We start from the raw sequence: 23,488 nt of genomic DNA on the forward strand, positions 1-23,488 counted from the left end.
GTCACCCCGAGCCAGGCACACTTGTCCTCGCCATGACTTCAGCGCCGCTCCAGATCGTCTACCCCGCGGAGCTGCCCGTCAGCCAGCGGCGCGAGGACATCGCCGCCGCGATCCGCGACCACCAGGTCGTGATCGTCGCGGGGGAGACCGGGTCGGGCAAGACCACGCAGCTGCCCAAGATCTGCCTCGAGCTCGGCCGCGGGCAGGGTCGGGGCGGCGACGACCCCGACGGCAAGCTGATCGGCCACACCCAGCCGCGCCGGATCGCCGCGCGCTCGGTCGCGGAGCGGATCGCCGAGGAGCTCGGCACCGACCTCGGCGACCTGGTGGGCTACCAGGTGCGGTTCACCGACCGCACCTCGCGCAGCAGCCGGGTCAAGCTGATGACCGACGGCATCCTGCTCGCGGAGCTGCAGCGCGACCGCGAGCTGCGCCGCTACGACACGATCATCATCGACGAGGCCCACGAGCGCAGCCTCAACATCGACTTCCTGCTGGGATACCTCAAGCGGCTGCTGCCGCGGCGCCCCGACCTCAAGCTGATCATCACCAGCGCCACCATCGACGTGGAGCGCTTCGCCCAGCACTTCGACGCCCCGGTCGTGGAGGTCTCGGGCCGCACCTACCCCGTCGAGATCCGCTACCGGCCCCTGGTCGAGCGCCCCGAGGAGGACGAGGAGGGCGAGACCGTCGTCCGCGACCAGACCGAGGCGATCGTCGACGCCGTGCGGGAGCTGTGCGCCGAGGGACCCGGCGACATCCTGGTGTTCCTGCCCGGGGAGCGCGAGATCCGCGACACCGCCGACGCCCTCGGGGACGCCAAGCTCGAGCGGCTCGGCACGGTCGAGATCGTGCCGCTCTACTCCCGGCTGTCCGCCGCCGAGCAGCACCGGGTCTTCTCCTCGCACTCCGGTCGCCGGGTGGTGCTCTCGACGAACGTCGCCGAGACCTCGCTGACCGTGCCCGGCATCCGCTACGTCGTCGACTCGGGCGTGGCGCGCATCTCGCGCTACTCCGTGCGCACCAAGGTCCAGCGCCTGCCGATCGAGGCGATCAGCCAGGCCTCGGCCAACCAGCGCTCGGGGCGCTGCGGCCGCGTCGCCGCGGGCATCGCGATCCGGCTCTACTCCGAGGAGGACTTCGAGTCCCGCCCGGAGTTCACCGAGCCCGAGATCCTGCGCACCAACCTCGCCTCGGTCATCCTCCAGATGGCCTCGCTCGGTCTCGGCGAGGTCGGCCGGTTCCCGTTCGTCGAGCCACCCGACAAGCGCAACGTCTCCGCCGGCGTCCAGCTGCTCGAGGAGCTCGGCGCGCTGTCGTCCGGCAAGCTCACCAAGCTCGGCCGGCGTCTCGCGCGGCTCCCGATCGACCCCCGCCTGGCGCGGATGATCATCGAGGCCGAGCGCCTGGGGTGCGTGCGCGACGTCGCGGTCATCGCGGCCGCCCTGTCCCTGCAGGACCCGCGCGAGCGACCGGCGGAGATGCGCCAGCAGGCCGACGAGCAGCACGCCCGCTTCAAGGACGAGACCTCGGACTTCCTGACCTCCCTCAACCTGTGGCGCTACCTCAGGGAGCAGCAGGCCCAGCTCGGGAGCAGCGCCTTCCGCCGCCTGTGCAAGCGCGAGTTCCTCAACTACCTGCGCGTGCGGGAGTGGCAGGACTTCGAGTCCCAGCTGCGCCGGGTCGCGAAGGAGATGGGCATCGAGGTCGGCTCGGCCAAGGAGGGGATGGACTCCGACGCGATCCACCAGGCGCTGCTCTCGGGGCTGCTCAGCCACATCGGGATCCTCGAAGAGCGCGACCGCGACAACCCGGTGCGCAAGGGGGCGCGACGGCCGATGCGCGAGTACGTCGGTGCGCGCGGCGCGAAGTTCGCGATCTTCCCCGGCAGCGCGCTGGTCAAGCGCAACCCGCCGTTCCTCATGGCCGGCGAGCTGGTCGAGACCTCCCGGCTGTGGGCCCGCCAGAACGCCGCGATCCAGCCGGAGTGGGCCGAGCGGCTCGGCGGTGACCTGGTCAAGCGCAGCTACTCCGAGCCGCACTGGTCCAAGAAGCGTGCCGCCGTCATGGCCCACGAGAAAGTGAGCCTGTACGGCGTCCCGCTGATCGCCGACCGGCTCGTCAACTTCGCCAAGGTCGACCCCGACTACAGCCGCGAGCTCTTCATCCGCCACGCGCTGGTCTACGGCGAGTGGTCGACGCACCAGTTGTTCTTCGAGCGCAACCGGGCGCTGCTGGAGGAGGTCGAGGAGCTCGAGCACCGCCTGCGCCGACGCGACATCGTCGTCGACGAGCACACGCTGTTCGACTTCTACGACGCCCGCGTCGGGCGCGAGGTCGTCAGCGGCGCCCACTTCGACCAGTGGTGGAAGCTCAAGCGTCGCGTGGACCCGGAGTACCTCACCTTCGACCCCGAGATGCTGCGCCACACCTCGGCCGGCGACGTCCGCGAGGAGGACTACCCGCAGCAGTGGTCGAGCGAGGGGCTGACCTTCCCGATCAGCTACCACTTCGAGCCGGGCACCGCCGAGGACGGGCTGACCATCGACGTGCCCGTCGCGACCCTCAACCGGGTCGCGGCCGACGACTTCTCGTGGAACGTCCCGGGCCTGCGCGAGGAGCTCGTGACGGCGCTGATCCGCAGCCTGCCCAAGCACCTGCGGGTGAGCGTCGTGCCGGCGCCCAACACCGCCCGGGAGTTCCTCGCCGCCGTCCCGGCGGGCGAGGAGCCGCTGCTCGACGCCTTGGAGCGCCACCTCCGCTCGAGCCGGGGCGTCGTCGTGCCGCGGGAGGCGTGGGACTGGTCCAAGGTGCCCGAGCACCTGCGCCCGACCTACCGCGTCGTCGGCGACGACGGCCGCGAGCAGGCGCGCGGCAAGGACCTCGAGGCGCTCAAGGAGCCGCTGCGCCCGCAGTTCGCACGGGCGATGGCCGAGGTCGCCAGCGACAGCGGGCTGGCCCGCTCGGGGGAGACGTCCTGGGTGTTCGGCACCGTCGATGAGTCGTTCCGCCAGGTGCGCGCCGGCCACGACGTCCAGGGCTACCCCGGCCTGGTCGACGAGGGGGAGACCGTCGGGCTCGCGGTGTTCGGCTCCGAGGACGAGCGCGACGCCCGGCACCGGCTCGGCGTCACCCGGCTGCTCTCGCTGACGCTGCCGCGCGTGGACCGCCCGGTGCTCGACGGGCTCTCCAACGCCGACAAGCTGGGTCTGGCGGGCTCGCCGTACCCCTCGGTCGCCGAGCTGCTCGAGGACTGCCGGCTCGCGGTGCTCCAAGGCCTGGTCGACGCCCGGCCGGCGGTGCGCGACGAGGCGGCGTACGACGCGCTGGTCGCCGCCGCGCGTCCCGCGCAGGAGCCGGCGCTGCGTGAGGTGGTCGCGGAGGTGGTGCGGGTCCTGGACGCCTGGCGCGCGACGGACAAGCTGCTCAGCGGACGCGCGGACATGGCGATGCTGCCGGCGCTGGCCGACATGAAGGGCCAGCTGGAGCGGCTGGTCGGGCGGGGCTTCGTCCGCGACGCCGGGGTGACCCAGCTGCGCGCCTACCCGCGCTACCTCGCCGCCCTGCAGACGCGCCACGAGCGGCTGACCCGCGGCGGTGGCGCCGTGGCGCAGGACCGCCAGCTCATGGACCGCGTCACCGAGCTGCAGGAGGCCTACCTGCACCAGGTCGCGGCGCTGCCCGAGGGCCGTCCTCCCGGCGAGCGCCTCCGCGAGGTGCGCTGGATGCTCGAGGAGTACCGGGTCTCCCTGTGGGCCCAGCAGCTGGGCACGCCGTACCCCGTCAGCGACAAGCGCCTGCGCAAGGCGCTGGGCTCGGCCGCGACGTAGCCTTGACGCCATGACCAGTCGGCCTCACCACCGTCCGATGCAGCGCGACGGGTCCTACTTCGACGAGATCGTCGGCGGGGTGGACCCGGCCCTCCTCACCGAGGCGGGCGACCGGGCCGCCGAGCTGCTCGTGCGCGGCGCTCGCGAGAGCGGCGACGACGCGGTCGCCGAGCGGCTCCTGCGCCTGGCCGACACCGAGGGCATCGAGTCCATCGCCGAGGTGTGGTCGGGCTCCCCGGCCGACTCGCTCGCCGGGTGCCTGTGGCGGCTCTACCTGCTCCGCTCCTGGGTCTACGCCGACTCCGCCGGGGTGGCCCGCGAGTTCGAGGCCGGGCGCGCCCGGGCCCAGGTCGCGCGGGTGGTCGCCGGGGTCGCGGACCCGCCGGGCGTCGACGAGCTGCGGACGATGGTCGACGAGGTCCTGCGCGGCATCGCGGCCGGCGACTTCGCCGACGTGCTGTTCCGCGCGGCCGCCTTCGCCCGGGTGGTGGCGACCGGCCGTGCCGCCCTCGCGGAGCCCTCCGAGCAGCAGGTCCAGCGGATGCTCGTGCTGGCCGAGCAGCTCGAGGCGGCGGGACACGTGGAGCTCGTGCGTGGGCTGGCCTGACCCGCTAAAATAGAGTCAGAGTGCGTCGGGTCGTGAAGCCCCGGGTCCCAAAATAAGCCGCTACGAGCGGCCACGCGCCGTGAGGTGCTCTTGGCCCGGCGCACTCGCCTACCTCCCAGGTCGGACCCCGCGCCTAGGCTCGCCCCATGAGCACCGCCCGCCGCCTGATGAACGCCCTGCGTCCGATCCTGATGCCCCGTGCCTCGCGCAGCACCACCGTGCCCGAGCCCACGGGGGACCGGGAGCGGGTCGACGGCGACCGGATCGGCTACGCGCCCCGTGCCGACGGCCTGCCCGACCCCGGCGAGGTCGTGTGGGCCTGGGTGCCCTACGAGGAGGACGCCAGCCAGGGCAAGGACCGTCCGGCGCTGCTGATCGGCCGGCGCGGGGACCGGCTGCTGGCGCTGATGCTCACCAGCAAGGACCACGACCGGGACGCCGAGGACGAGGCGCGCCACGGTCGGCACTGGATGGATGTCGGCAGCGGCGCCTGGGACCGCGAGGGACGCCCGAGCGAGGTCCGGCTGGACCGGCTGCTGGTGCTCGACCCGGCCTCCGTGCGCCGTGAGGGCGCGGCCCTGGACCGCGGCGTCTTCGACGCGGTCGTCTCGGCGGCCGCGCGCTTCCACCCCACGGCGTGACATATCGGCGCGCCCGTGGTGGGTGCTCGCCGGTAGGGTGGCGCCGGCGTGACCCGGCGGCCTCATCCAGGACGGCCCGGCTCGTGGCGCGCGGACAAGGACCCAGATGAGGCACGGACTTCGCGGCGTACGACGCCCTCGCATGGCCGCCGTCACGCTCGCGAGCCTCCTGGTGGTCTCCCTGGGTCTCGCCGGCTGCGACGGCTCGGGCGACCCCGAGCCGAGCCCGCAGCCCACGGCGTCCAAGCCGCCCAAGACCACCGACCTGACGTTCGGCGTCTGGGGCGCCAAGGAGGAGGTCGCGGCCTACCAGGACCTCGTCGACACCTACAACGCCGACGCCGAGGGCAGCAAGATCGAGCTGCTCACCTGGCCGACGCACGAGGCGTTCATCAGCGGCCTGCGCTCCGGCGACCCGACGAAGGTGCCCGACCTCTACCTCGTCTCCCGCGGCGACGTCGCCATGCTGCGCGAGGACGAGCTCAACCAGCCGCTGCTGGAGCTCCTCGACGAGCGCGGTGTCGACTACAGCGACGACTACGCCCGCGACGCGCTGCTGTCCTTCTCCGCAGACAACGAGCTGCAGTGCATGCCCTACGGCATCTCGCCCATGGTCATGTACTACAACACCAAGCTGATCGACTTCGACCGCATGCGGGCCCTCGACCTCCCGGCCCCCGAGGACGACCTCCACGAGGGCTGGAACTTCGAGCAGTTCACCGCCGCGGCCAACTTCGCGACGCGCCCGCGCCGCGGCACCCGCGGCGTCCACGTCGACCCGACCCTGCGCGGCCTGGCACCGTTCGTCTACTCCGGCGGCGGCGACCTCTTCGACGACGACGACGACCCGAAGTCGCTGGCCCTCTCCGAGGACGACTCCCGCGAGGCGCTCACCCGCACCCTGGAGCTGCTGCGCGACGCCTCGGTGACGCTCACCGACGAGCAGCTGGCCCAGGCCAGCGCCCTGGAGTGGTTCAAGCGCGGCAAGCTCGGCATGATCCCCGGCTTCCGCGAGCTCACGCCCGAGCTGCGCCAGGTGCCCGGCCTTCAGTTCGACGTGATGCCGATGCCGACCCTCGACGACGACGCCACGATCGGCGACATCACGGGGCTGTGCGTCTCCTCCGAGGCCGCCAGCATCGCCAAGGCCGCCGACTTCCTGGTCTACGTCGTCTCCCGCGACGCCACGGCGCGGGTCGCGGCCGAGGGCTACCTCGCGCCGGCCAACCTGCCGGTGGCGGTCTCCGACGACTTCCTCCAGCCCGGCCAGATGCCGGCCCACGCCTCGGTGTTCACGGAGACCGTGCGCTCGATGGTGGTCCCGCCGCTGCTCGAGGACTGGCCCGAGCTGGAGCGCGCGGTGTCCTCGACGCTGCGCCTGATGCTGACCACGACGCTGCCCGACATCGAGGCGCTCACGACCCAGATCGACGAGGAGTCGCGGGCCGTGCTCGACCCCGAGCTGCCCTCGGAGAGCGCGAGCCCCAGCGGCGACTAGCTACGAGTCGTCCTCCGGGGCCTCGGGCGTCCCGCCCGCGGGGTCCGCGTCCGCCGTCTCCGCGGCGTGCGCCGCCTCGTCGTCGGCCTGGAGGATCGCGGTCACGATGACCGGCGCGGCCAGGGCGATCTGCCAGCCGCGCGCGCCGTAGCCCGACAGCTGGGTGACCACGGCGTCGACCAGCTCGTCGCCCCGGCGGGTCGCCGGCGGGCTCCACAGGATGCGGCGCAGGAAGTCGGGGGTGAGGACGTTCTCGACCGGCAGGTGGCGCTGCTCGGCCAGCTCGGTCATGGCCTCGCGGGCCAGCTGCAGGCGGCGGGCGGCGACCGGGTCCTTCTCGGCCCACGCGCGCGGCAGCGGCGGGCCGTCGCCGCGCGGGGCGCGGGCGGGCAGGTCGTCCTCGTCCATCTCGGCCACCTCGCGCAGCACGGCGGCGAACCGGCTGGCGTAGCGGTCGGCCCCGCGCCCGTGGAAGCCCTTCGTGGCCAGCAGCGCCGTACGGTCCTGCGGCAGGGCCTGGGCAGCGGCCACGATCGCAGAGTCGGGCACGATGCGGCTGGGGGTGACGTCACGCTGCTCGGCGATCGAGTCGCGCAGCTCCCACATGGCGCGTACGGCGCCCAGCGCGCGGCGACCGCGCACGCGGTGCAGGCCGGAGGTGCGGCGCCAGGCGTCGACGCGCGGGGTCAGCTCGAAGGTGCGCAGGAAGTCGAACTCCTGGCGCGCCCAGTCGTCCTTGCCGGTCTCCACCAGCTCGGCGGCGATCAGGTCGCGCAGCTCCACCAGGACCTCGACGTCGAGGGCGGCGTACTCCAGCCAGTCGCGCGGCAGCGGCCGCGTGGACCAGTCGACGGCCGAGTGCTCCTTCTTCATCCGCCGGCCGAGCAGGGTCTCGACGAGCGTGGCGAGCCCGACGCGGGGGTAGCCGAGGAGCCGGCCCGCGAGCTCGGTGTCGAACAGGGCGGTGGGGTAGAGGCCCACCTCGTTGAGGCAGGGCAGGTCCTGGGTGGCGGCGTGCAGGATCCACTCGGTGCCCTGCAGGGCCTCCTGGAGCGGGTCGAGCGAGGTGAAGGCGATCGGGTCGACCAGCGCGGTGCCGGCGCCCTCGCGGCGCAGCTGGATGAGGTAGGCGCGGTTGGAGTAGCGGTAGCCCGAGGCCCGCTCGGCGTCGATCGCGACCGGGCCGGTGCCGCCGGCGATGGCCTCGCACACCGCGAGCAGCGCCTCCTCGGTCTCGACGACGTCGGGGAGGCCGTCGCGCAGGGTGAGCAGCTCGGCCAGCGGGGCCGGCTCCTCCTCGGGCGGCGTCTCGTCCTGCGGGGTCGGGGGTGCCTCGGTCATCAGCGGCCCGAGCCCCGCTGGCCGCGACGGCCGGGCATGACCGTGACGCCGTCGGGGACGGGCGGAAGGCCGACCGCGGTGCACAGGAGCTCGCCCCAGGCCTCGACGTGCGGGCCGAGGTCGAGGCCTCCGCCGGGGGTGGCGGCGAGGGGGGTCCAGGAGGCGCGGACCTCGAGCTGCGCGGCGCCCTCCTCGTCGGCCATGCCGCCGAAGCTCTCGGTCGCGACGCGGGTCACCGTGCCGGAGACGGCCGTGTAGTCGGCGCCGTGGGAGGCCAGCGCCTCGGTCAGCCAGGTCCACCCGACGTCGGCGAGCAGGGGGTCGGTGATCATGTCGAGCTCGATCTCCGCGCGGGCGTACGCCACGCAGCGGAAGGTGCCGTCCCAGGCGTCGTTGCCGGCCGGGTCGTGGAGCAGGATGATCCGGCCGGTGCCGACATCGGTCCCGTCGACGGTCACGTCGGCCGAGAGCGCGGCGGCGTAGGGCGCGATGCGCTGCGGGGCCGGCATCTCCTCGCAGAAGATCTCCGGGCGCAGCGTCGCGGCACGCATCGTCGCGACGGCCTCCTGGAACTCCGGAGGGCTCGCGTCTGCTCCGGAGCCCGGACGAGACTCCTGACGGACCACCATGGGCCCACAGTAAGGCGGGGCGAGTCGAACCCTTGTGCGAACACGCCGGGTGCCACCTGGGAGGCTGGGGTCATGGTCCCGCCCCCGCCGCACCCCGGACTCGCCGACAGCGCCTTCCTCAAGGCCGCGCGCGGCGAGCCGGTGCCCCACACTCCGGTCTGGTTCATGCGCCAGGCGGGCCGCTCGCTGCCGGAGTACCTCAAGCTGCGCGAGGGCGTCGGCATGCTCGAGTCCTGCATGCGGCCCGAGCTCACCGTCGAGATCACCCTCCAGCCGGTGCGCCGCTACGGCGTCGACGCCGCCATCTTCTTCTCCGACATCGTGCTGCCGCTCAAGGCGGTGGGCGTCGACCTCGACATCCAGCCCGGCGTCGGCCCCGTCGTCGCCTCGCCCGTGCGCACGCTTGAGGACGTCGCGGCGATCCCCGACCTCACGCCCGAGCACGTCCCTTTCATCACCGAGTCGGTGCGGGCGCTGGTGGCCGAGCTCGGGGCCACCCCGCTGATCGGCTTCGCGGGCGCGCCGTTCACCGTGGCGTCGTACCTCGTGGAGGGCGGGCCCTCCAAGGAGCACGCCAAGACCAAGGCGATGATGTTCGGCGCGCCCGACGTCTGGGACGCGCTGATGCGCAAGATCGGTCAGATCTCGGCCGCCTACCTCGAGGTGCAGGTGCAGGCCGGTGCCTCCGCGGTCCAGCTGTTCGACTCGTGGGCCGGGGCGCTCACGCCCGTCGACTACGAGGCGCTGGTCATGCCGCACTCCGCGCGGGTGCTGGCCCGGGCCGGCGCGCTGGGGGTGCCGCGCATCCACTTCGGCGTCAACACCGCGAGCCTCCTGACGCTGATGGGTGAGGCCGGGGCCGACGTGGTCGGCGTCGACTGGCGCACGCCGCTCGCGTCCGCCGTACCCCTCGTGGGCGAGCGCAGCGTCCAGGGCAACCTCGACCCCACGCTGGTGTTCGCGCCCACCGAGCTGATGACCGCGCGGGCCGCCGAGGTGATCGAGGCCGGGCGCGCCGCGCGCGGCCACATCTTCAACCTCGGCCACGGCGTCATCCCCTCCACCGACCCCGACCAGCTCAAGAAGCTGACCGAGTTCGTGCAGTCCTACCCGCTGTAGCGGGACCGGCGAGCCGACCGTGGCCGTGACCGCGCAGGACCTGGCCCACCTCGACGTCGTCGCGTCGTGGCTCCGGCTCGAGGACGAGCCGGAGCGGGCCGACGTAACGCTGCTGTTCGGCGGCTCGCTGCCCGACGCCTGGGACGGCGCCGCGGAGGCCGTGCGGGCCGGCTTGGCGGGGACGCTCGTGCTGGTCGGGGGCGTCGGGCACACCACCGACGCCCTGCGCGACGCGCTGCGCCGGCGGGGGAGGGACGTGGACCCCGCCGACACCGAGGCCGACCTCATGGCCTCCTACCTCGCCGACGAGCACGGGCTGACCGACCTGCTGCTCGAGCGCGAGTCCACCAACTGCGGCGCCAACGTGGTGCTGGCCCGCGACCTGCTCGCCCGGCGCGGCCTCGCCCCGCGCGTCGTCGCGCTCGTGCAGGACCCCACCATGCAACGGCGCATGGACGCGGTCACTCGCCACGTCTGGCCGTCCGTGCGCCCCGTCAACAGACCCGGCCCGGACAGCCGCGGCTGGCCCCTCGAGCGCTGGGTGGCCCTCGTGGTCGGCGAGGTGCCCCGCCTGCGCGACGACCCCGACGGCTACGGCCCGCGCGGCCGCGGCTACCAGGCCCACGTCGACGTCCCCGCCGACGTCGAGTCGGCCCACGCCGCCCTCCTCGCCGCCCACCCCGACTGGGGCCGGCCCTCGGTCGGCGGCCCCGGGGGCGGAGAAGGCGCCTCCCTCGGGGGTTGAGGAAGGCGCCCTGGCGCCTGTCTCGAAACCCCGGGGCCAGCGCGGGCGCGGTCGTCGGCGTCGGGTCGTGTGCCGCACGCGGCGCCTGAGCGAGGTCTCCGGCACACGACCCGTCCGGCCCATGCCGGCATCCGATTCCCCCGGCCAGGGCTAAGGCGATGATGGTGCCGATGCGTCAGAAGGGTGTGAGCGCACCGGAGTTCGTCGAGTTCTACACCGCCCAGAAGGACCGCTGTCTCCGGGCGGCGGTGGCGAGCGGCATGGAGCCCGACCGTGCCGAGGACGCGGTGGCCGAGGCGTTCGCCCGTGCCTGGTCGCGGTGGGGCTCCGTGCGTGGCATGGAGTCACCCGCGGCCTGGGTGGTGCGGACGGCGATCAACCAGCACATCTCCTGGTGGCGCAAGCGCCGCCGCGAGGTCTTCCCGGAGGTACCGCCGGACCTGCCCGTCACCGACGAGCTCGGCCGGCCCGACCTGGTCGCCGCCATCAGGCGACTGCCGCCCCGGCAGCGCGAGGTGGTGGTCCTGCGCTACCTGCTGGACCTGGACACGGAGTCCACCGCCCGGTCGATGGGCGTGGCGCCCGGGACCGTCAGCGCTCACCTCCACCATGCGCTCGCGTCCCTGCGCGCGCACCTGACCGTCTCCGAAGGGACATCGCCATGACCACCGAACTCGAGCAGGCACTGCGCAGCAGCGCCGACGAGCTCTTCCTCGACACCCCGGCAGTCGACGTCCTCGCCCGTGGGGACCGGCTCCGGCGCGAACGACGCCGCGGCTTCGCCCTGGGGGCGTCTGGGCTGGTCGCGCTGGCCGCGATCGGCGTCGCGGTCCTGGGAGGGACGGGGGACGACCGGGGTCCAGCCGAGGCGACCGGCACGAAGGACACTCCGGCGCTGCGGATCGCCTCGTGGTCGGGGCCCTCCACCAACCTGTCCGCGGAGCAGCTCGCCGACGTGCAGGACGCGTGCGCGGCGCAGGCGCGAGGGCTCGTGGACGAGGCCGGTCCCGCCGAGGCCGGCTGGCTCCTCGCCGGCACCACGCCTCCGGTCGCGGCGGAGCTGCGCGACGACCTCGTCCTGACCTACTTCAGGAAGGGACGCGACTACCAGACGTGCGCGCTGCGGGCCACGGAGGCCGGGGGCTTCCAGGTCTCGGCCCAGTCCGCCGGGGCCGAGCGGGTGATGCCCGCCGACCGGCCCGTCGCCCTGGTGACGTCGGGTGCCTCCGATCCGGGTCCTCTCGGTGGGTCTCTCTCCCGCGTCTACTTCGTGGTGCGGACCTCGCCCGAGGTGGCGAGCGTGGAGCTCACGGTCGCCGGCGTGACCTACGACAGCGCGGCCGACGGTCTCGGTCTCTTCTGGCTGCCCGAAGGCGAGGTCACCGAGGCTCAGCTGGACCGGGCGACGGTCACCGCACTCGACTCCGACGGGGGCGTGCTGTACCGGTCCCGGCCGGGCCAGGAGTGGTGACGCCCGCCGACGTCCGGTCCTGAGGTGCTGTCGCGGAACCAGCGCTCGAGCTCTCGCGTCCTAGGGACGGGTGCCGAGGGCGCCGACGGGTCGTGGAAGGTCGGACACGGATGACGAAGGTGCTGGTGCTCGTGGTCGTCGCGTGGATGCTGGTGGGCGGTGTCGCCGCGTTCCAGCGCGGCGACTTCGACGACGGAAACTGCAGCACCATCGTGGACACCGCCTGCGTGGTGGCCGCGGGACCACTCAACTACGCCGAGCCTGCGACCCTCTTGGAGACGTGCAACCAGCCCGTCTAGCAGGCAACCCGACGAGACGAGCTCGGGTGCTGGACGCTCAGGCCTTCGCGGCGGCGGCGTTGCGGGTCGAGGTCTTCCTCGCGGCGGCCTTCGCGGCGCGCAGCCGGACCGGCGGCGGAGAGGTCGACCGCGGTCAACCGCCCCGGCCCGGACAGCCGCGGCTACCAGGCCCACGTCGACGTCCCCGCCGACGTCGAGTCGGCCCAGGCCGCCCTCCTCGCCGCCCACCCCGACTGGGCCGCCCCGCCGCCGGCGGCGGTTGAGGGGCGCTCTGGCACAGGTCGTCGGTGTCGGGTCGTGTGCCGCAGGCAGCGCTGGGGAGCGCTCTGGGGCACACGACCGGTTCCGCCGACGAGGGTGGGCCTGGTGGTGGGTGGTCGGTGTCGGGTCGTGTGCCGCAGGCAGCGCTGGGGAGCGCTCTGGGGCACACGACCCGTTCTCCCGACGACGGTGGGCCTGGTGGTGGGTGGTCGAGCTCTCCCTGTGCACCGACGTCAGCAAGGCGTTCCTGCTCGTGGCAGGGGAGCGCCAGCCGGTGGCCGGCCCGCCCGGGTCCGCGCGCGGGTGGTCGTCGCGTCGGACGGGGACGACTGGTCCGTCCAGGAGTACTCGGGGTCCTACGGGACCTGCTAGGCCTTCTTGGCTGCGCGCTTGCGGGTCGAGGCCTTCTTGGCGGGCACCTGGGCCGCGGCCTTGAGCCGGACGCGTGCCTGGCCGGTGGCGGAGAGGTCGACCTCGAGGAAGTCCTGGGCGCTGAGCAGGGCGCCGAGACGGGGCGAGCCGTAGTCGCGGGCGTCGAAGGAGGGGTTGTTGGCGCTGATGTAGCTGCCCACGGCCCCGAGCGAGGCCCAGCCGTCCTCGTGGGCGGTGTTGTCGATCGCGGCCACCAGGATGCGGCGCAGGTCGGGGCGGCGCGGCGGCGACTCGACGTCGTCGGGCTCCTCGACGGGCTCCTCGTCCTTGGCGTCGGAGGTGAGCAGCTCGAGGTAGATGAAGCGGTCGCAGGCCGCGACCAGGGACGCGGGCGTCTTGCGCTCGCCCAGGCCGTAGACGGTCATGCCCGACTCGCGCAGCCGGGTCGCGAGCCGGGTGAAGTCGCTGTCGCTGGACACGATCGCGAAGCCGTCGAGGTGGCCGGCGTAGAGCAGGTCCATCGCGTCGATGATCATCGCGGAGTCGGTCGAGTTCTTGCCCGAGGTGTTGGCGAACTGCTGGACCGGCTGGATGGCGTGCTGGGGCAGGGTGTTCTTCCAGCCGACGAGGTTCTGCGTGGTCCAGTCGCCGTAGGCGCGCTTGACCGTCGGCAGCCCGTAGCGGGCGACCTCCCGCAGCACGGCGCCCGCGTGCTTGGGGGAGGTGTTGTCGGCGTCGATCAGGACGGCCAGGCGGCTGGAGTCGGAGGGCATCCGCCCATGATGGTGCAGGTCAGGCGTCAGCGGGAGCCGCGGGGCGACGCCGCGCCGCACGACGTACGAGGAGCCGGGCCGGGAAGGCGAGCAGCGCCAGCACGACCAGGAAGGGCAGCGCGGCCCCCAGGCCCGTGGCGAGGGCGACCGTGACGTTCTTGAAGCCGCTCCAGCCGTCGTCGAGACCCGCGGCGAAGCCCTCGGGGTCGTCCTTCTTCTCGACGTCGGCCCGCTTCGGCTCCGTGCGCTCGATGGACACCGTCAACGTGGCCTGGGAGGTCTGGTCGGCGAGGTAGGCCTGCTGGCGCTCCAGCGAGCCGAGCCGGGCCTGGCGCTGCGAGAGCTGGCCCTCGATGCTGACGATGTCGCGGATGCTGGTGGCCTGGTCCAGCAGCACCTCGATCCGGCGGATGCTGCGGCGCTGCACCCGCACCTTGACGTCGGTGTCGATGACCTGGGTCGTGACGTCCTCGACGTTGGTGCTGGAGGCGACCAGGTCGGCGGCCCCCTCCAGCCCCTCGACCGCCTCGGCGAACTTCGCCGAGGGCACGCGCAGGACGAGCCGCGCGCGCTTCACCTCTCCCTGCTTGTCCGTGACCGTGTCGTTCTGGGCGACCTCGCCGGCCAGGGCGTCGACGACCTGCTGGACGTCGAAGAGCGCCTGGCCCACGTCGCGGGAGCGCAGCTGGACGCTGCCCTGCGAGATGAGCTTGCGCTCGTCGGCCGCCGCATCGGCGGCCGCCTCGGGGGCCGCTGCGTCCACGAGCGCCTCGGGCGCCGAGGACAACGCGTCACGGTCCGCGCTGCACGACCCGGCCGCGTCCTCCTCCACGAGCGCGTTCGGCGCCGCGTCGCCGCCGCTGTCCGAGCTCACCTCGCCGGAGCCCCCCGCGGCGTCGGACTCCGAGCCCGACGAGCACGCGGCGACGGAGCCGACGAGGACGGCCGCGAGCGCGGCGGTGGCGAGGTGACGGCGGAGCCGGGCGGGGCGGGAGGCACGGGTCATGCTGCTTCGACGGCGCGACGCCCCGGCCGGTTCCCGGTGCGGTGAGGAAGCCTCAGGAGGCGCGTGCGTGCTGGTACTGCCGGGCCCGTGCGACCAGCGCCGCGTGCAGGTCGCGCACCGGCTCGGGCGCGTGGGCGACCTTGCGGCGGCGCAGCACGAGCGTCACCACGGCGGTGTCCTCCGCGATCGGCCGGTGGGTGATGAGGCCGGCCCGCTCGAGCGGGTCGCCGGCGACGCTGAAGTCCGGGAGCAGGCTGAGCCCGAGCCCCTCGGCCACCAGCAGCTTGCCCATCTCCGCCCCGTCCGTCGTGTGGCTGATCACCGGCAGGTCCTGGCCGAAGAGCCGGTGGGCGAAGCGGTGCATGAGGTAGCCCGCGCGCATCGACACGAACCGCTCGGCGCGCAGCTCGTCCACCGTGATCGCCTCGCGGGCGCTGAGCGCGTGCGTGCTCGGGAGTACGACGACGGGCCGGCCGTGCAGCAGGTCGGTGCCCAGCAGGTCGACCGGCGGGTCGTCCCCGCTGAGGGTGTTGACCAGGCCGAGGTCCAGCGAGCCCTCCAGCAGGGCCCGGTCGATCTCGGTCTGCTGGAGGTTCAGCACCTCCACCGTCGAGCCGGGGTGGGTGACCTGGAAGTCGTGCACGGCCGGGACGAGCAGGGTCGCGGTCGCGGCGTTGACGGTGCCGACGCGGACCGCGCGTGCCGTCGTGGCGCGGTCCCCGGCGGCCACCTTGAGCTGGTCGACGGCCTCGAGCACCCCCTCCACGTGCTGGAGCAGCTGACGACCCTCCTGGCTGATCCGCGCCCCGGAGCGGCGCCGGTCCAGCAGCGTCACGCCGAGCTCGCGCTCCAGCTTGCTGATGGCCTCGCTCAGGGCGGGCTGGGAGATGTGGAGCCGCTCGCTGGCCCGGCGCAGAGAGCCGTGCTGGGTCACGGCCGCGAAGTACTCGAGCTGCTCGATGCGCACGGTGCTGTCTCCCGGGTTGGTTAACTCAACTGAGTAACTATAGTTTAGCCACAGTGAGAGGCGACGCCTGTCACCCCGTCGCCGGAACCTCGCCCGGGCTGCACCGTCTCGCCTTGCATCCGCAGCAAAAGTCCAGCAACCTAATACACATAAGCGTGAAAACGCGGAAGGGGGAGACCATGACCAAGCTCAAGTTCCACTGGTTCCTGCCCACCAACGGCGGGGACGGTCGTCAGGTCGTCGGCGGTGGCCACGGCGTCGCCGCCGGTGCCTCGGGACGTCCCGCCTCCGTGCCCTACCTCGGTCAGATCGCCCGCAGCGCCGAGCAGCTCGGCTTCGAGGCGGCGCTCACGCCGACCGGGGCCTGGTGCGAGGACGCCTGGATCTCCACCGCGATGCTCAGCACCCTCTCGGAGCGGCTGAAGTTCCTGGTCGCCTTCCGGCCCGGCCTCACCGCGCCGTTCCTGGCCGCGCAGATGGCGGGCTCCTTCCAGAACCTCTCCGGCGGCCGGCTGCTGCTCAACGTCGTGACCGGCGGCGAGAGCCACGAGCAGCGGATGTTCGGCGACTTCCTGGACAAGGACGGGCGCTACGAGCGCTGCGACGAGTTCCTCACCATCGTCAGGCGACTCTGGTCCGGCGAGACCGTCACCTACGAGGGCAAGCACCTCTCGGTCGAGGACGCGACCCTCTCCCAGATCCCCGACCCGCTGCCCGAGATCTACTTCGGCGGCTCCTCCCCGGCGGCCGGCGACGTCGCCGCCAAGCACGCCGACGTCTACCTCACCTGGGGCGAGCCCCCGGCGGCCGTGGCCGAGAAGGTCGAGTGGATCCGCGGCCTGGCGGCCGAGCAGGGACGCGAGGTCCGCTTCGGCATCCGGCTCCACACCATCGCCCGCGACACCTCCGAGGCCGCCTGGGCCGAGGCCGACCGGCTCCTCGCCGGCATCGACGAGGAGCAGATCGCCCGCGTCCAGGCCGGCCTCAAGAAGAGCGAGTCCGAGGGCCAGCGCCGCATGCTCGAGCTCAACCAGGGCTCCAAGGACGGCCTCGAGATCTACCCCAACCTGTGGGCCGGCGTCGGCCTGGTCCGCGGCGGTGCCGGCACGGCCATGGTCGGCAGCCACGTCGAGGTCGCCGACCTGGTCGAGAAGTACGCCGAGGTGGGCATCACGGAGTTCGTGCTCTCCGGCTACCCGCACCTGGAGGAGTCCTACGCCTTCGGCGAGGGTGTCCTGCCCGAGCTCGCCCGCCGCGGCCGGTGGGACAACCCCGCCCCGGTCGCCGCGACCTCGTCCGTGCCGTTCGGCGCGGCCTCCGGCTCGAAGGCCGCCTCGTGAGTGCTCCCGACAGTGCCGACCCGCGGCCGCGCATCGCCGTCGTCGTCGGCAACCCCAAGCCGGCCTCCCGCACCCTCGACGCGGCCACCTACGTCGCCACGGAGCTCAGCGGGCAGGCCCCCGACCTGGTCGTGGACCTCGCCACGCTCGGAGCCGGGCTGCTGGACTGGTCGGACCCGACCGTGGACGTCTTGGTGGCGCAGGTGAGCCGCGCCGACCTGGTGGTCGTCGCCTCGCCGACCTACAAGGCGACCTACTCCGGGCTGCTCAAGCTCTTCCTCGACCGGTTCACGCCGGCGCGCGGCACCGGCCTGCACGGGACCGCCGTACCCCTGATGCTGGGAGGCGGCCCCGCACACGCGCTGGCTCCCGAGCTCACGCTGCGGCCGCTGCTGGCCGAGATCGGCGCGCCGGTGTCGCTGCGCGGTCTCTACGTCCTCGACAGCGCCCACGACGACCCGGCGGCGTACGCCGACTGGCTGGCCACCGCGCGCCCGGTCGCGCGCGCCCTGCTGGGCACCTCGACGGCGCCCTCGACGGCGGGGGTGCCGGCATGAACGTCGCCCCCCTCTCGACCAACCAGGACCTCGACCCCACCCGCCTGCGCGAGGCGTTCGGGATCTTCCCCAGCGGCGTGGTGGCCGTGGCGGCCGAGGTCGACGGGCGGCCGGTCGGGCTGGCCGCGAGCTCGTTCACCTCGGTGAGCCTGGACCCGCCGCTGGTGTCGTTCTCGGTCGCCAACACCTCCAAGACCTGGCCGCAGCTGCGCCGCGCCGCCCACCTGGGCGTCACGATCCTGGCCGCCCACCACGGCGACGTCTGCCGCCAGCTGGCCGGCCCGGTCGAGGAGCGCTTCGAGGGCGTCGACATCACCGCGACCGAGCAGGGCGCGGTGACCCTCGACGAGGGCCTGGCGCGCTTCGACTGCACCATCCACCGCGAGGTCGAGGCGGGGGACCACACGATCGTGCTCCTCGAGCTGCACGCCGTCGAGCACGCCGACACCTCCCTGCCGCTGGTGTTCCACCGCAGCGGCTTCGGACGCATGGCCAAGCCGGCCTGAGCGTCCCCCCGAGCACCTCGTGCCGTCGCGGCCGTGCACCCGGTCGCGACGGCACGAGGGTCAGTGACGTCTGAGACGATGAGGGCGTGGGAGTCAGCGTCGTGGTCGTCGGAGCAGGCGTCGCCGGGCTGACCGCGGCTCACGACCTCGCCGCCGCCGGGCACGACGTGCTCGTGCTCGAGTCTTCGCCCCGCGTCGGCGGCAAGGTGCTGCGCCACGAGGTCGCCGGGGTGAGTGTCGACGTCGGCGCCGAGGCCATGCTCAACCGCCGCCCGGAGGCCGTCGGCCTCGCCCGCTCTCTCGGTCTCGACCTCGTCCACCCCGCGCTCGTCTCCTCGCGGATCTGGACCCGCGGCGCGCTGCGGCCGCTGCCGCGCTCGCTCATGGGCGTCCCGCTCGACCTCGACCAGCTCGCCGCGTCGGGCGTGCTGTCCGACGAGGGCCTGGCGCGCGTGCGCGAGGAGCCCTCCCTGCCGCCGGAGCGGATCGAGGGCGACATCTCCGTCGGGGACCTCGTCGCCCGGCGCTTCGGCGACGAGGTGACCGACCGGCTGGTCGAGCCGCTCCTCGGCGGCGTCTACGCCGGTCACGCGCGCCGGCTCTCCGCCCGGGCCTCGGTGCCCCAGCTGGTGACCTTCGCCGAGCGCGGCTCCCTGCTCGAGCAGGCCTCCGCGATCCCGACCAGCTACGACCTGCCGGTCTTCGCCGGCCTCGCCGGCGGCATGGGCGGGCTGACCGACGCGCTGGCCGCGGGCCTCCAGGTCCGCACCGACGCCACGGTGCGGTCCCTGACGCGGTCCGGCGGCGGCTTCGTGCTCACCGTCGGCCCCACGACCGCCACCGAGCAGGTGCGCGCCGACGTCGTGGTGCTCGCCACGCCTGCGGCGCCGACGGCGCGGCTGCTGGCCGAAGTCGCCCCAGCTGCCGCCGAGGAGCTGCGGACCGTGGACTACGCCTCGATGGCCGTCGTCACGCTGGCCTTCCGGCTCGAGGACGCGGCGGCGTTCGAGGACGCCGGCTCGTCGGGCTTCCTGGTGCCCCCGGTCGACGGGCGACGCATCAAGGCCTCGACGTTCTCCTTCGCCAAGTGGGAGTGGACCCGCGACGCCGGCGCGGCGGCCGGGGTCGTGCACGTGCGCACCTCGCTGGGCCGTCACGGCGAGGAGGCCGCGCTCCAGGCCGCCGACGAGGAGCTCGTCGCCGCGTCGCTCACCGACCTGGCCGACGCCGTCGGGCTGACGGCGCGCCCCGTCGACACGCACGTGCAGCGCTGGGGCGGAGGACTGCCGCAGTACGCCGTCGGGCACCTCGACCGCGTCGCCCGGGTCCGCGCCGCCGTGGCCGCCGTCCCGGGGCTCGCGGTGTGCGGTGCCGCCTACGACGGCGTCGGGATCGCACCCGTCGTCGCCTCCGCGCACCGGGCGGCTGCCGACGTCCTGGGTGGCAGCGTCACAATGGACGCATGACCGAGACGACCTCCAAAGCCGCCCGCGTCCGGGAGATCAACGACTCGATCCGCTACACGATGTGGTCGGTCTTCAAGCTGGACACGGTGCTCGGCGACGACAGCGACCGCGCCGCCATCGGCGCGGAGGCCGAGAAGCTGTTCGCCGAGCTCGCCGAGGTCGACGTGGTCGTGCGCGGCGTCTACGACGTGAGCGGCCTGCGCGCCGACGCCGACCTGATGCTGTGGGTCCACGCGACCACCAGCGAGGAGCTCCAGCTGGCCTACCACCGCTTCCGCCGCACGGCCCTCGGTCGCCGCCTCGCGCCGGTCTGGTCGCAGATGGCGCTGCACCGGCCCGCCGAGTTCAACAAGAGCCACGTGCCGGCGTTCCTCAACGACGAGGACCCCAAGCGCCACATCTGCGTCTACCCGTTCGTGCGGTCCTACGAGTGGTACCTCCTCGAGGACTCCGAGCGCCGCCGGATGCTCGCCGAGCACGGCAAGATGGCGCGCGACTACGTCGACGTGCGCGCCAACACCGTCGCGAGCTTCGCCCTCGGCGACTACGAGTGGATGCTGGCCTTCGAGGCCGACGAGCTCTACCGCATCGTCGACCTCATGCGGCACCTGCGCGCCTCCGACGCCCGCCGCCACGTCCGCGAGGAGGTGCCGTTCTACACCGGCTCCCTCGTCCCCGTCGCCGAGCTGGTCGACCGGCTCCCGTAGGCCGCACGCTCGTGGGTCGAGGAAGGCGCCCTGGCGCCTGTCTCGAGACCCCCGGCGCGCCAGGGTCTCGGGACGGGACTGGAGTCCCTCCTCAACCCCTGGAAGGACTCAGGCCTCGGCGCCGTCGACGGGCTCGAGGGTGAGGCTGATCGAGTTGATGCAGTAGCGGTCGCCGGTGGGCGTGCCGTAGCCGTCGGGGAAGACGTGGCCGAGGTGGGAGCCGCAGTTGCTGCAGCGGACCTCGACGCGCTTCATGCCGGCGGACATGTCCTCGATGTACTCGATCGTGTCGCTGATCGGCTGGTAGAAGCTCGGCCAGCCGCAGCCGGAGTGGAACTTCGTGTCCGACTCGAACAGCTTGGCCTGGCACGCCTTGCAGCGGTAGATGCCGGTCGTCTCGGTGTCGGTGTACTCACCGACGAACGCCCGCTCCGTGCCGGCCTGCCGCAGGACGGCGTACTCCTCGGGCGAGAGCTCCTCGCGCCACTGCTCATCGGTCTTCTCCACCTGGTAACCCATGGGGTCAACGGTAAGGGGCGACCCAAGTCACCCCTCCGGCTGGTTGACGGTTTCAGTCAACACCTGTTCACTGAACGGCGTGACGACGATTCCCTGGGAGCGGGTCCGGCGAGCCGGGTCCAAGCTGACGACCCCGCTGCACCCCGACGACTACCTGTCGTTGCTCAACCCGCTCTGGAGCTCGCGCGAGCTCCGCGGGCGCATCGAGAAGGTCGTCCCCGAGACCGAGGACGCCGCCACGCTGGTGATCCGCCCCGGCTGGGGGTGGCACTACGAGCACCGCCCCGGTCAGTACGTCGGCATCGGCGTGCAGGTCGAGGGCCGCTTCCAGTGGCGCTCCTACTCCGTCAGCTCGCCGCCGCGGCGCAGCGGGCGCACGATCTCGATCACGGTCCGGGCCATGCCCGAGGGTCTGCTGTCCGCGCACCTGGTCAACGGGCTGGAGCCGGGCACGATCGTCCGGCTGGCCAAGCCCGAGGGCGACTTCGTCATGCCGGACCCACCGCCGGAGAAGCTGCTCTTCCTGGTCGGCGGCAGCGGGATCACGCCGGTCATGGCGATGCTGCGCACGCTCGACCGCCGCGGCACCATGCCCGACGTCGTCCTGCACTACTCCTCGACCACCCCGGAGCGGATGATCTTCCGCGACGAGCTGGCCGCGCTGGCCGACAAGCACGAGTCGTTCACCTTCCACCAGCTCCACACCGACCTCGACGGGATGCTGGACCTCCAGGAGCTTGACGCCGTCTGCGACGACTGGCACGGCCGCGAGACCTGGGCCTGCGGGCCCGGCCCGATGCTCGACGCGGTGACCGGGCACTGGGAGTCCGTCGACCTCGAGGAGCGCCTCCACGTGGAGCGCTTCTCCCTCGAGCTGGGCGGCGAGGGCGGTGAGGGCGGCACGATCACCTTCCGCAACTCCAACAAGACGATCGAGGCCGACGGGGCCACGACCATCCTCGAGGCGGGGGAGGGCGCGGGGGTCGGCATGCCGTACGGCTGCCGCATGGGCATCTGCCACACCTGCACGGTCACCCTCGTCTCCGGCACGATCCGCGACCTGCGCAGCGGCGACGAGTTCGGTCAGCCCAACGAGCCCGTCCAGACCTGTGTCACCGCCGCCGCCGGTGACTGCACCTTCGACATCTGACCCGCACGATCGACGGAAGGAAACCCACGATGGCCATCGCCGACGTCAAGGAGTACACCCACCTCACCGAGGAGGAGGTCGAACAGCTCGGCCGTGAGCTCGACGCGATCCGCGCCGACATCGAGGAGTCCCGCAACGCCGACGACGCGGCGTACATCAACCGGATGATCAAGCTCCAGCGCGGCCTCGCGGCCGCCGGCCGGGTCACGCTGATGGCGGGGACCCAGTCGCGCCGCACCCGCGTGCCGGCCGCCGTGCTCGGCGGGAGCCTGCTCGGCCTGGCCAAGATCCTCGAGAACATGGAGATCGGCCACAACGTCATGCACGGCCAGTGGGACTGGATGAACGACCCGGAGATCCACTCCAGCAACTGGGAGTGGGACACCGCGCAGCCGGCCGAGCAGTGGAAGCACTCCCACAACTACGTGCACCACCAGTTCACCAACGTCCTGGGCCACGACAACGACGTGGGCTACGGCATCCTGCGCATGGCCCGCGAGCAGAAGTGGCACCCCTACTACCTCGGTCAGCCGGTCTACAACGCGCTGCTGGCCTCGCTCTTCCAGTGGGGCGTCGCGCTCCACGACCTGGACCTGGAGCGGATCCGCAAGGGCGAGAAGGACCCGAAGGAGATGAAGCGGCAGCTGCGCCAGATCCTGCGCAAGGGCCGCAACCAGATCCTCAAGGACTACGTCGTCTACCCCGCGCTGTCCGGCCGGCAGTGGAGGACGACGCTGGTCACCAACGCCAGCGCCAACCTCGCACGCAACCTGTGGTCCTACATGATCATCTTCTGCGGCCACTTCCCCGACGGCGCGATGCACTTCACCGAGGAGGAGCTCGAGGACGAGACCCGCGCGGAGTGGTACCTGCGCCAGATGCTCGGCTCGGCCAACTTCGAGGGCGGCCGCACACTGCACGTCCTCAGCGGCAGCCTCGGCTACCAGATCGAGCACCACCTGTTCCCCGACCTCCCGAGCAACCGCTACCCGGAGATCGCGGTCAAGGTGCGGGCGCTGTGCGACAAGTACGACATCCCCTACACGATCGGGCCGCTGCACCGGCAGTACGGCCAGGCGCTGCGCACGATCATGAAGCTGTCGCTGCCCAACCACATGACCTCCTCGGACGACCCCGCCCCGCCGGAGCGCCGCGACACGGCGAACGAGCCGCCGCGCGACCGCAAGCGCCGCTCCGACGAGGAGCGCCAGCCGCGTCGTCGCGAGCTGGGCGCCTACGCGCGCAGCCCCCGCGAGCGGGAGCACGACTGATGGACGCCGCGCCGACGACCTTCGCCGAGCTGCCGCGCGACCCCCGGCTGGGGGTGCCGGTGCCGTTCGCCTGCTCCTCGGCGGCGCAGCTGGACAAGCGCCGGGTCACGCAGTGCGCGCTGAGCCGCGTGTGCGGTGTCTGCGGCACCGGCCTGGGCCGGCCGATCGCGTTCCTCGGCTCGGCCGTCGAGGAGGGCCGCAACGCCTTCCACTTCCCGCCCACGCACGAGGAGTGCGCCGCGGCCCTGCTGGCGGCGTACGACGGGGTCGGCGAGGCCGTGCTCGGACAGGACGAGCCGCTCGGCTCGTGGGTGGTGGTGACCACCGCCAGCTTCGAGTTCGTGCGGCCCGGCCGTGACGACCTCGACCGACGGCCCACCTTCCAGCTGACCAGGGTGCTGTCGGGCTAGTTT

The 23,488-nt window shown here is 73.0% G+C and carries 23 protein-coding genes; 17 read left to right on the top strand and 6 right to left on the bottom strand.

What is annotated here, in order from left to right; all coding sequences use genetic code 11:
• The first annotated feature begins 32 nt into the window (after positions 1 to 32).
• The 4 genes from hrpA to E4622_RS16805 all read left to right on the top strand — a co-directional run bounded on the left by hrpA (position 33) and on the right by E4622_RS16805 (position 6,576).
• Positions 33 to 3,830, top strand: coding sequence for an ATP-dependent RNA helicase HrpA (hrpA, locus tag E4622_RS16790; RefSeq protein WP_134741342.1), 3,798 nt, complete (start codon positions 33 to 35; stop codon positions 3,828 to 3,830).
• 10 nt (positions 3,831 to 3,840) lie between these two features.
• Positions 3,841 to 4,437: a hypothetical protein gene (locus tag E4622_RS16795; RefSeq protein WP_167736131.1), complete on the top strand. Its 597-nt coding sequence runs from the start codon at positions 3,841 to 3,843 to the stop codon at positions 4,435 to 4,437.
• A gap of 146 nt (positions 4,438 to 4,583) precedes the next feature.
• Entirely contained in the window at positions 4,584 to 5,078 is a 495-nt protein-coding gene (locus tag E4622_RS16800) for a type II toxin-antitoxin system PemK/MazF family toxin (RefSeq protein WP_245156074.1), read from the top strand.
• Between the two features lie 106 nt (positions 5,079 to 5,184).
• Positions 5,185 to 6,576, top strand: coding sequence for an extracellular solute-binding protein (locus E4622_RS16805; RefSeq protein WP_134741343.1), 1,392 nt, complete (start codon positions 5,185 to 5,187; stop codon positions 6,574 to 6,576).
• Here the strand turns inward: E4622_RS16805 and E4622_RS16810 are convergent, their stop codons facing one another.
• On the bottom strand, positions 6,577 to 7,917 hold the full coding sequence (locus tag E4622_RS16810) for a ribonuclease D (protein WP_134741344.1): 1,341 nt from the start codon (positions 7,915 to 7,917) through the stop codon (positions 6,577 to 6,579). It abuts the gene before it with no gap.
• Positions 7,917 to 8,546: a DUF3000 domain-containing protein gene (locus tag E4622_RS16815; RefSeq protein ID WP_134741345.1), complete on the bottom strand. Its 630-nt coding sequence runs from the start codon at positions 8,544 to 8,546 to the stop codon at positions 7,917 to 7,919. Before E4622_RS16815 ends, E4622_RS16810 begins: the two co-directional genes overlap by 1 nt.
• A gap of 72 nt (positions 8,547 to 8,618) precedes the next feature.
• Between E4622_RS16815 and hemE the strand changes: the two genes are divergently transcribed.
• From hemE to E4622_RS16840, 5 genes are all read left to right on the top strand, one after another.
• Positions 8,619 to 9,665 carry a uroporphyrinogen decarboxylase gene (gene hemE, locus E4622_RS16820; RefSeq protein ID WP_134741346.1) on the top strand — a complete coding sequence of 349 codons (1,047 nt, stop codon included), beginning with the start codon at positions 8,619 to 8,621 and terminating at the stop codon, positions 9,663 to 9,665.
• A gap of 19 nt (positions 9,666 to 9,684) precedes the next feature.
• Positions 9,685 to 10,410, top strand: coding sequence for a YdcF family protein (locus E4622_RS23365; RefSeq protein WP_134741347.1), 726 nt, complete (start codon positions 9,685 to 9,687; stop codon positions 10,408 to 10,410).
• Positions 10,411 to 10,580: 170 nt separating this feature from the next.
• On the top strand, positions 10,581 to 11,075 hold the full coding sequence (locus E4622_RS16830) for a SigE family RNA polymerase sigma factor (RefSeq protein WP_134741348.1): 495 nt from the start codon (positions 10,581 to 10,583) through the stop codon (positions 11,073 to 11,075).
• Positions 11,072 to 11,881 (top strand): hypothetical protein, encoded by an 810-nt coding sequence (locus E4622_RS16835; protein ID WP_134741349.1) that lies wholly within the window; start codon positions 11,072 to 11,074, stop codon positions 11,879 to 11,881. The genes E4622_RS16830 and E4622_RS16835 overlap by 4 nt, the downstream gene beginning before the upstream one ends.
• Before the next feature lie 110 nt (positions 11,882 to 11,991).
• Positions 11,992 to 12,180, top strand: coding sequence for a hypothetical protein (locus E4622_RS16840; protein ID WP_134741350.1), 189 nt, complete (start codon positions 11,992 to 11,994; stop codon positions 12,178 to 12,180).
• A gap of 629 nt (positions 12,181 to 12,809) precedes the next feature.
• On the opposite strand, the gene E4622_RS16845 is transcribed toward E4622_RS16840, so the two are convergent.
• The 3 genes from E4622_RS16845 to E4622_RS16855 are packed head-to-tail and all read right to left on the bottom strand — an operon-like array spanning position 12,810 to position 15,559.
• On the bottom strand, positions 12,810 to 13,586 hold the full coding sequence (locus tag E4622_RS16845) for an NYN domain-containing protein (RefSeq protein WP_134741351.1): 777 nt from the start codon (positions 13,584 to 13,586) through the stop codon (positions 12,810 to 12,812).
• A gap of 19 nt (positions 13,587 to 13,605) precedes the next feature.
• Positions 13,606 to 14,592 (bottom strand): DUF4349 domain-containing protein, encoded by a 987-nt coding sequence (locus tag E4622_RS16850; RefSeq protein WP_134741352.1) that lies wholly within the window; start codon positions 14,590 to 14,592, stop codon positions 13,606 to 13,608.
• Positions 14,593 to 14,644: 52 nt separating this feature from the next.
• A complete protein-coding gene (locus tag E4622_RS16855) occupies positions 14,645 to 15,559 on the bottom strand; it encodes a LysR family transcriptional regulator (protein ID WP_134741353.1) in 915 nt (304 codons plus the stop codon).
• A gap of 179 nt (positions 15,560 to 15,738) precedes the next feature.
• On the opposite strand from E4622_RS16855, the gene E4622_RS16860 reads away from it, so the two are divergent.
• The 5 genes from E4622_RS16860 (at position 15,739) to hemQ (ending at position 20,135) form a co-directional block, all read left to right on the top strand.
• The gene (locus tag E4622_RS16860; RefSeq protein WP_134741354.1) at positions 15,739 to 16,899 is read left to right on the top strand and encodes an LLM class flavin-dependent oxidoreductase; all 1,161 of its coding nucleotides are present in this window, start codon (positions 15,739 to 15,741) and stop codon (positions 16,897 to 16,899) included.
• A complete protein-coding gene (locus E4622_RS16865) occupies positions 16,896 to 17,456 on the top strand; it encodes an NAD(P)H-dependent oxidoreductase (RefSeq protein ID WP_209021979.1) in 561 nt (186 codons plus the stop codon). The genes E4622_RS16860 and E4622_RS16865 overlap by 4 nt, the downstream gene beginning before the upstream one ends.
• The gene (locus E4622_RS16870) at positions 17,453 to 17,962 is read left to right on the top strand and encodes a flavin reductase family protein (RefSeq protein WP_134741355.1); all 510 of its coding nucleotides are present in this window, start codon (positions 17,453 to 17,455) and stop codon (positions 17,960 to 17,962) included. The genes E4622_RS16865 and E4622_RS16870 overlap by 4 nt, the downstream gene beginning before the upstream one ends.
• An 86-nt stretch (positions 17,963 to 18,048) precedes the next feature.
• Positions 18,049 to 19,428, top strand: coding sequence for a protoporphyrinogen oxidase (gene hemG, locus E4622_RS16875; RefSeq protein ID WP_209021980.1), 1,380 nt, complete (start codon positions 18,049 to 18,051; stop codon positions 19,426 to 19,428).
• Positions 19,425 to 20,135 (top strand): hydrogen peroxide-dependent heme synthase, encoded by a 711-nt coding sequence (hemQ, locus tag E4622_RS16880; protein ID WP_134741356.1) that lies wholly within the window; start codon positions 19,425 to 19,427, stop codon positions 20,133 to 20,135. Before hemG ends, hemQ begins: the two co-directional genes overlap by 4 nt.
• A 108-nt stretch (positions 20,136 to 20,243) precedes the next feature.
• Here the strand turns inward: hemQ and msrB are convergent, their stop codons facing one another.
• A complete protein-coding gene (msrB, locus tag E4622_RS16885; protein ID WP_134741357.1) occupies positions 20,244 to 20,654 on the bottom strand; it encodes a peptide-methionine (R)-S-oxide reductase MsrB in 411 nt (136 codons plus the stop codon).
• Between the two features lie 79 nt (positions 20,655 to 20,733).
• On the opposite strand from msrB, the gene E4622_RS16890 reads away from it, so the two are divergent.
• From E4622_RS16890 to E4622_RS16900, 3 genes are read left to right on the top strand one after another with little or no spacing between them, the layout of a single operon-like run.
• Positions 20,734 to 21,804, top strand: a complete 1,071-nt coding sequence (locus E4622_RS16890; RefSeq protein WP_245156075.1) for a ferredoxin reductase — start codon at positions 20,734 to 20,736, stop codon at positions 21,802 to 21,804.
• 29 nt (positions 21,805 to 21,833) lie between these two features.
• Positions 21,834 to 23,075: an acyl-CoA desaturase gene (locus E4622_RS16895; RefSeq protein WP_134741358.1), complete on the top strand. Its 1,242-nt coding sequence runs from the start codon at positions 21,834 to 21,836 to the stop codon at positions 23,073 to 23,075.
• Entirely contained in the window at positions 23,075 to 23,485 is a 411-nt protein-coding gene (locus E4622_RS16900) for a hypothetical protein (RefSeq protein WP_134741359.1), read from the top strand. Before E4622_RS16895 ends, E4622_RS16900 begins: the two co-directional genes overlap by 1 nt.
• The last annotated feature ends 3 nt before the right edge of the window (positions 23,486 to 23,488 follow it).

Origin of the sequence: Nocardioides sp. 503 (genome assembly GCF_004522095.1) — a bacterium.
Taxonomy (GTDB): domain Bacteria; phylum Actinomycetota; class Actinomycetes; order Propionibacteriales; family Nocardioidaceae; genus Nocardioides.